Source organism: Streptomyces sp. RP5T (genome assembly GCF_003933965.1).
In the GTDB taxonomy this organism is placed as follows: domain Bacteria; phylum Actinomycetota; class Actinomycetes; order Streptomycetales; family Streptomycetaceae; genus Streptomyces.
Window position 1 is genome coordinate 1 of the sequence record NZ_RSAJ01000700.1, and the last position, 3,960, is coordinate 3,960.

General features: G+C 72.8%; 3 protein-coding genes and 1 pseudogene. 1 reads left to right on the forward strand and 3 read right to left on the reverse strand.

From position 1 onward, the window contains the following. Nucleotides 1-1,259 (reverse strand): serine/threonine-protein kinase (locus EHS43_RS39455; RefSeq protein ID WP_260470921.1); only part of this gene is annotated, 1,259 nt, incomplete at its 3' end. A gap of 121 nt (nucleotides 1,260-1,380) precedes the next feature. Beyond that, nucleotides 1,381-2,685: an aldolase/citrate lyase family protein gene (locus tag EHS43_RS39460; RefSeq protein ID WP_125195384.1), complete on the reverse strand. Its 1,305-nt coding sequence runs from the start codon at nucleotides 2,683-2,685 to the stop codon at nucleotides 1,381-1,383. Nucleotides 2,686-2,876: 191 nt separating this feature from the next. On the opposite strand from EHS43_RS39460, the gene EHS43_RS39465 reads away from it, so the two are divergent. Beyond that, complete coding sequence (locus tag EHS43_RS39465) at nucleotides 2,877-3,770, forward strand: endonuclease/exonuclease/phosphatase family protein (RefSeq protein ID WP_125195385.1); 894 nt, start codon at nucleotides 2,877-2,879, stop codon at nucleotides 3,768-3,770. 63 nt (nucleotides 3,771-3,833) lie between these two features. Here EHS43_RS39465 and EHS43_RS39470 read toward each other — a convergent pair. Further along, nucleotides 3,834-3,960 (reverse strand): annotated as a pseudogene (locus EHS43_RS39470) (electron transfer flavoprotein subunit alpha/FixB family protein); the annotation flags it as partial.

A 3,960-nucleotide genomic window follows, 5' to 3' on the forward strand; every position in this document is an offset into this window, starting at 1 on the left:
GCGCGGGAGGGCGTCATGGGGGTCGTGTCGCGGGTCGCCCCCTGGGCGGGCGCCGAAGGGCCCGCAGGGGCGATGAACGTCTCCGGGCCGGGTGCCGGACCGCCGCCCTGAACGGGGCCGGGGACGCCCTGGGCGGGCGCGCCGGGCGGCCTCGCGGCCTCGCCGGCGGAGGCGGCCCCGATCCACCAGTGCGCCGGGGTCTCGGCCTGGCCCGTGGCGCCCACGGCAGGCTGAGCCGGCGCGGCCGACAGGGCCCCTTCCGTCGCCTGCGACGCGGACTCCGGCGCCGTCCCGGGCCCGGCCGGTGCAGCCGGAACGCCGGGGACGCTCTCGGCCCGACCTGCCGCTCCCGCCGTACCCCGCAGGGTCGTCGTGGGACTGTCCGCCCCGGACGCGGTCCCGTCCGCCACCGCCCGCAGCAGCTCGCGCGCCTCCTCGGCCCCCGGCCGGGCCTCGGGCCGCTTGTCCAGCAGACGCTGGAGGACGGGGCCGAGAGGACCGGCGCGGTGGGACTCGGGGAGCGGTTCGCCGACGATCGCGGTGAGCGTGGAGAACGTCGACGTACGGCGGAACGGCGAGGCGCCCTCGACGGCCGCGAACAGAGTGGCGCCCAGCGCCCAGACGTCGGAGGCCGGTCCCGGGTCGGCGCCCTGGGCGCGCTCGGGGGCCATGTAGTCCAGGGAACCTACGAGATGACCGGTGCGGGTCAGGCTGGTGGCCGAGCCGTCGCCCGGGTCCTCCATGGTGGCGATGCCGAAGTCGGTGAGCAGGACGCGCCCGGAGCGGTCGAGCAGGATGTTGCCGGGCTTGACGTCCCGGTGCAGTACGCCGGCCTCGTGGGCCGCCGCCAGGGCGTCCATGACCTCGGCGCCGATCCCGGCCGCCTCCCGCGCATCGAGGGGGCCCTGCTTGCGCAGCACCTGGTCCAGGGAGGGGCCCTCGACCAGCTCCATGACGATCAGGGGGCGTCCGTCGACCTCGGCCACGTCGTGCACCGCGACGACTCCGGGATGGCGGACCCGGGCCGCCGCGCGGGCCTCGCGCTGCATCCGCAGCCGCAGATCGGCGAGTTCGGGGCCGTCGGCGTCGGTGTAGGTGCGCAGTTCCTTGACGGCGACCTCACGGCCGAGGACCTCGTCGACGGCCCGCCAGACCACGCCCATACCGCCGCGCCCGAGCTGGGCCACGACCCGGTAACGCCCGGCCAGCAGCCGACCGGCGTCGTCCTGGCCCTTTCCGTTGGTCTCCCCCGAAGACACCGCTGCCCCGTTCCTGTGACACGTCCATGCGTGCGGTACAGACTACGGGGCAGGAGTGACAACTCCAGCTGCCGGTGGCGACTGTGACAGGTCCGCTACGTCTCCCCCGCCTTCGTGGAGGCTAGTGCGTGGAGACGGTCAGATCACCGCGCCGGGGCGCCGCATAGCCCTCCAGGTCGGCCCGGGTCAGACCGGTCAGCCGCGCGACCTCGCCGATGTCCAGGGCGCCGCAGTCCAGACCGCGCAGCAGATACCCGCTGAGCGCCTTGGCGGTCGCGGGCTCGTCCATGACGTCGCCGCCGGCCCGGTTGGCGTAGCGCGCGAGACGGTCGGCGGCCTGCTCGAAGCCCTCGCGGTAGAAGGCGAACACGGCCGCGTACCGGGTGGGGATGTGGCCGGGGTGCATGTCCCAGCCCTGGTAGTAGGCGCGGGCGAGCGCCCGGCGCGTCAGGCCGTAGTGCAGCCGCCAGGCGTCGTGGACCTTGGCCGTGGGCCCGACCGGCAGGACGTTGGTGGAGCCGTCCGAGACCCGTACGCCGGTGCCCGCGGCCGCGACCTGCATGATCGCCTTGGCGTGGTCGGCGGCGGGGTGGTCGCTGGCCTGGTGGGCGGCGGAGACGCCGAGGCAGGCGCTGTAGTCGAAGGTGCCGTAGTGCAGGCCGGTGGCGCGGCCCTCGGCGGCCTGGATCATGCGGGCGACGGTCGCGGTGCCGTCGGTGGCCAGGATGGACTGGCTGGTCTCGATCTGGATCTCGAAGCCGAGCCGCCCGGAGTCCAGTCCGTGCGCCTTCTCGAAGGCCTCCAGGAGCCGGACGAAGGCGGTGACCTGCTCGGCGTACGTCACCTTCGGCAGGGTAAGCACCAGCCCCTCGGGCAGGCCGCCCGCCGCCATCAGACCGGTGAGGAAGACGTCGAGGGTCCGGATGCCCCGGTCCCGGACGGCCGCCTCCATGCACTTCATGCGGATGCCCATGTACGGGGCCGCCGTGCCGTCCCGGTACGCCTCGGCGATCAGCCGGGCCGCGCGGGCCGCCGCCTCGTCCTCCTCCGCGTCCGGGCGCGAGCCGTAACCGTCCTCGAAGTCGACGCGCAGGTCCTCGATCGGCTCGCGTTCCAGCTTGGCGCGCACGCGCGCGTGGACGGGCTCGGCGAGTTCGTCGGACAGTCCGAGGACGGCGGCGAAGGACGCGGCGTCCGGCGCGTGCGTGTCGAGGGCCGCGAGGGCCTTGTCGCCCCAGGAGCGGATGGTGTCGGCGGCGAAGACGTCACCGGGGACGTAGACGGTGTGCACGGGCTGGCGGGTGCCGGGGTCTCCGGGGTAGCGGCGCTCCAGTTCGGCGTCGACCGGCGCGAGGGAGGCGCTGATCTCCTCGCTGACGGCTCCCGCGAGGCTCGTCGCGACCTGCTCCTGCTGGCCCTGACCCATCCCACATCCTCCAGTTTTCCGCTCTACGGAATCAACAATCCGTAGAGCGAAGTTATCCGCGAAGCTTCCCGACGGTCAACACCCCGTCCACAGCGTGAGCCGCCGCGTTCATACAAGGTGCCGAGAACCCCTACGCCGTCTACCGCACTCCGGTTCGACCATTCATCCTGTCCCGTCGGGAGGGAAACAACATGTCGGACACCCACAGAATGACGCGTCGCATGGGCCTCAGAACCGCCGTGGCCGCCGCCGTCACCGTGCCGCTGATGGGCACGCTGCCGGCCTCCGCCGCCAAGCCGTACCACCGCCGACTCGATGTCATGACGTTCAATCTGCGCTACGCCAGTACCTCCGAACCCAACAGCTGGGCCGTCCGTCGCCCGGTGATGCGCCGCCTGCTGCGCCGGGAGGCTCCCACCCTGATCGGTACGCAGGAGGGCCTCTACCAGCAACTGCTCGACATCCACGCCGACCTCGGACCCCACTACGACTGGATCGGCACCGGCCGCGAGGGCGGCAGCCACGACGAGTCCACGGCGGTCTTCTACGACACCCGGCGCCTGGCCCCCGTCGAGCACGACACGCACTGGCTCTCCGACACCCCCGGGGTCATCGGCTCGAACACCTGGGGCGGCGCCCTCCCCCGGATCGTCACCCGGGTCCGCTTCCGCGACCGGGCCTCAGGCGGGCGGGAGTTCTACGTCCTCAACACCCACTTCGACCATGTGGGCCAGTACGCGCGCGAGCGTTCCGCGCAGTTCCTCGGCGAGAAGATCGCCGGGTTCGACCGGGCGCTGCCGGTCCTGGTGACCGGCGACTTCAACGCCACGGCCCACGACAACCGCGCGTACGACATCCTGCTCGCCGCGGGACTCGTCGACACCTGGGACACGGCCACCGAACGCGGCAAGTTGTACGCCACCTTCCACGGTTACCGGCCCCTCACTCCCGACGGCGACCGCATCGACTGGATCCTCGCCACACCCGGCACGACCGTGCACCGGGCCGCCATCAACACCTTCGCGATGAACGGGCAGTTCCCGAGCGACCACCTGCCGGTGCAGGCCACCCTGACCCTGGGATGAGCCGAGGCCCCCGCGACCGCGTCGGCGGTCACGGGGGCCTCGTACGCCCGGGGCGGGATCGGATCAGCCCTTGCGGGTCTTGATCTCCTCGGTGAGGGCGGGAACGACGTCGAAGAGGTCGCCGACGACGCCGTAGTCGACGAGGTCGAAGATCGGCGCCTCGGCGTCCTTGTTGACCGCCACGATCGTC